The organism is Klebsiella sp. EMBS2024, assembly GCF_036233805.1.
Taxonomy (GTDB): Bacteria; Pseudomonadota; Gammaproteobacteria; order Enterobacterales; family Enterobacteriaceae; genus Klebsiella; species Klebsiella pneumoniae.
The window spans coordinates 3671796-3675629 of sequence record NZ_JAZARW010000001.1; the positions used below are offsets into that span (position 1 = coordinate 3671796).

General features: G+C 53.8%; 3 protein-coding genes. All 3 read right to left on the reverse strand.

Features of this window, described 5'->3' with window-relative positions:
* Positions 1-162 precede the first annotated feature (162 nt).
* The 3 genes from fbaA to epd all read right to left on the reverse strand — a co-directional run bounded on the left by fbaA (position 163) and on the right by epd (position 3571).
* On the reverse strand, positions 163-1242 hold the full coding sequence (gene fbaA, locus VZP09_RS16920; protein ID WP_004144748.1) for a class II fructose-bisphosphate aldolase: 1080 nt from the start codon (positions 1240-1242) through the stop codon (positions 163-165).
* Positions 1243-1339: 97 nt separating this feature from the next.
* Positions 1340-2503 carry a phosphoglycerate kinase gene (pgk, locus tag VZP09_RS16925; protein WP_002916508.1) on the reverse strand — a complete coding sequence of 388 codons (1164 nt, stop codon included), beginning with the start codon at positions 2501-2503 and terminating at the stop codon, positions 1340-1342.
* A 39-nt stretch (positions 2504-2542) separates the two neighbouring features.
* The gene (gene epd / locus VZP09_RS16930; RefSeq protein ID WP_032438981.1) at positions 2543-3571 is read right to left on the reverse strand and encodes an erythrose-4-phosphate dehydrogenase; all 1029 of its coding nucleotides are present in this window, start codon (positions 3569-3571) and stop codon (positions 2543-2545) included.
* Positions 3572-3834: the final 263 nt, after the last annotated feature.

Below are 3834 nucleotides of genomic sequence, written 5' to 3' on the forward strand. Positions count from 1 at the left end.
GAAGTAAATAACTCAGCCTGCGACAGGGCAGTCAGGTTATAGGGTAAACAATAAGTGCACGTTTTGCCAAATGGATCACAGTTTTCTGCCACGCTATCCTGTTGTTAAGATAATAAAAAAGCCCGCATTGCTGCGGGCTTCCGGGTAAGAAACAGATTTTTCTTACAGAACGTCGATCGCGTTCAGCTCTTTAAATGCCTGCTCCAGACGAGTCACCATGGAAGTCTGGGCAGCACGCAGCCATACGCGCGGGTCGTAGTATTTCTTGTTCGGCTGATCTTCGCCTTTCGGGTTGCCCAGCTGGCCCTGCAGGTAAGCTTCGTTCGCTTTGTAATACTGCAGGATACCGTCCCAGGTTGCCCATTGGGTGTCGGTATCAATGTTCATTTTCACCACGCCGTAGCTGACGGAGTCTTTAATTTCCTGAGCGGAAGAACCGGAACCGCCGTGGAACACGAAGTTCAGGCTGTTGTGCGGCAGGTTGTGTTTCTTGGAAACATATTCCTGAGAGTCGCGCAGGATGGTCGGGGTCAGAACTACGTTACCTGGTTTGTACACGCCGTGTACGTTACCGAAGGAAGCGGCGATGGTGAAGCGCGGGCTGATTTTGCTCAGCTCGGTGTAGGCGTAATCCACGTCTTCCGGCTGGGTGTACAGGGCGGAAGCGTCCATGTGGCTGTTATCCACGCCGTCTTCTTCACCGCCGGTGCAGCCCAGTTCGATTTCCAGGGTCATGCCCATTTTGGCCATGCGCGCCAGGTACTTAGAGCAGATCTCGATGTTTTCGTGCAGGGACTCTTCAGACAGGTCGATCATGTGGGAAGAGAACAGCGGTTTGCCAGTAGCGGCGAAGTGTTTTTCACCGGCGTCCAGCAGGCCGTCGATCCACGGCAGCAGTTTCTTCGCGCAGTGGTCAGTGTGCAGGATAACCGGCACGCCGTAGTGTTCAGCCATCTGGTGCACGTGGTGGGCGCCAGAGATAGCGCCGAGGATAGCAGCACCCTGAGGAACGTCAGTTTTCACGCCTTTACCTGCGATGAACGCTGCGCCGCCGTTAGAGAACTGAACGATAACCGGAGAGCGAACTTTCGCTGCAGCTTCCAGAACGGCGTTGATGGAATCAGTACCTACGCAGTTTACCGCCGGCAGTGCAAAGTTGTTTTCTTTCGCTACCTGGAACACTTTCTGAACGTCGTCGCCAGTGATGACGCCCGGTTTTACGAAATCAAAAATTTTAGACATGTTACTTAGTCCTGTATCTGTATCTTCGACCGTTGAAGAAGGTTCGCGAGCCCTTAAGCGCGCTGAAAAACAGGCGGGTTTCCCCGCCTGAACTGAATTACTGCTTAGCGCGCTCTTCGAGCATCGCTACTGCCGGCAGGACTTTGCCTTCGACGAATTCAAGGAATGCGCCGCCGCCAGTGGAGATGTAGGAAATTTTGTCAGCGATGCCGAACAGGTCGATCGCTGCCAGGGTGTCACCGCCGCCGGCGATGGAGAAACCTTCGCTGTCCGCGATAGCGTTAGCCACGATTTCAGTCCCTTTACGGAAGTTAGGGAATTCGAATACGCCAACCGGGCCGTTCCACAGGATGGTTTTGGCGTTCTTCAGGATTTCAGCCAGTTTCTGTGCGGAAACGTCGCCAAGGTCCAGAATCTGCTCGTCATCTTTGATGTCGTTAACAGATTTCAGGGTTGCCGTTGCGGTTTCGGAGAACTCGGTCGCTACGCGAACGTCGGTCGGAACCGGGATATCGCAGGTGCCCAGCAGGCGCTTGGCTTCATCAACCAGATCTGCTTCGTACAGGGATTTACCGACGTTGTGGCCCTGAGCGGCAACGAAGGTGTTAGCGATACCGCCGCCCACGATCAGCTGGTCAGCGATTTTAGACAGGGAATCCAGAACGGTCAGTTTGGTGGACACTTTAGAACCACCAACGATAGCGACCATCGGACGAGCTGGCTCTTTCAGCGCTTTACCCAGCGCGTCCAGTTCAGCGGCCAGCAGCGGGCCTGCGCACGCCACGTCAGCAAATTTGCCGATGCCGTGGGTGGAAGCCTGCGCGCGGTGCGCAGTACCGAAAGCGTCCATCACGAACACGTCGCACAGCGCAGCGTATTTCTTAGACAGTTCTTCGTCGTCTTTTTTCTCGCCTTTGTTGAAGCGAACGTTTTCCAGCACCACCAGTTCACCGGCAGCCACTTCCACGCCGTCCAGGTAGTCTTTAACCAGGCGTACCGGGTTGGACAGTTTGTCTTTCAGGTAATTAACAACCGGCAGCAGAGAGAATTCTTCGTTGTACTCGCCTTCGGTCGGACGACCCAGGTGAGAAGTAACCATGACTTTCGCGCCCTGCTTCAGCGCCAGTTCAATGGTCGGCAGAGATGCACGGATACGTGCGTCGCTGGTTACTTTCCCGTCTTTAACTGGTACGTTCAGATCCGCACGGATAAAAACGCGTTTACCAGCCAGATCCAGATCGGTCATCTTAATTACAGACATGGTGAATCCTCTCGTTGATTCATAAAGTTTTGTCGACGTTTACGCGTCGAACCTGAAACCAATAGTCGCCATCGCTAACGTCGTGTCGAGCATTCGGTTAGCAAAGCCCCATTCGTTATCGCACCAGACCAGCGTTTTGATCAGATGCGCGCCACTGACCCGGGTTTGCGTACCATCGACGATGGCGCTGTGCGGATCGTGGTTAAAATCTGTCGAGACCAACGGTAATTCCGTATAGTCAACTATACCATGAAATGCACCTTGTGCTGCTTTTTGCAGCAACTGGTTGACTTCACATGCTTTTACCGGTTTTTTCACCGTCACGCTCAGGTCAATTGCCGTCACGTTAATCGTCGGCACCCGCACGGCAATCGCTTCAAAACGGTCGTTAAATTGCGGAAAAATACGGGTGATCCCTGCCGCCAGTTTGGTATCCACCGGAATGATCGACTGGCTGGCCGCGCGGGTACGCCGCAGATCCGGATGATAAGCGTCAATCACCTGCTGGTCATGCATCGCCGAGTGAATGGTGGTGACGGTGCCGGACTCAATGCCATAGGCGTCATCGAGCAGTTTAATGATCGGAATAATGCAGTTGGTGGTGCAGGAGGCGTTGGAGACAATGCGATGCCCGGCGCGAAGTTCATCCTGATTTACGCCGTACACCACCGTCGCGTCGAGGTCGTTGCCGCCGGGGTGGGAAAAGAGCACTTTTTTCGCCCCCGCCTGAAGATGGGCTTCACCGTGTTCACGGCTCCCGTATACGCCGGTACAGTCAAGCACGACGTCCACCGCCAGTTCGCGCCAGGGCAGCGCCGCAATGGTCGGCTCATGCAGCAGACGGATGGCATCGTCGCCAACAAACAGCTGCTCGCGCTCCTGACGGACATCCCAGGCGAAACGGCCATGGCTGGTGTCATATTTCAATAAATGCGCGATGCCCGCGGCATCCGCCAGCTCATTGATTGCCACCACGGTGATTTCCGCACGACGCCCGGATTCATATAGAGCACGAACCACGTTGCGTCCAATGCGACCGAAGCCATTAATCGCGATGCGAATGGTCATAGATCTCCTGCAAGGCTGTCCCTGTTATGAGGTGGCTGACAGAGTAATCCAGCAACGCTCTGAGGGGAACCTTACCAGCTGCAAACTGCGGCTGATTGATTAATTGTCGAACATTTAAACGACTGAAACGCTTCAGCTAGAATAAGCGAAATGAGGAATAAAAGGAATGTTTGTCCAGCGCAATAAACCAGCTATATGACTCACATCACATTTTCTCTGGAATAATTTACAACCGTATTACATGGTTCAGGAATAGCAGATAC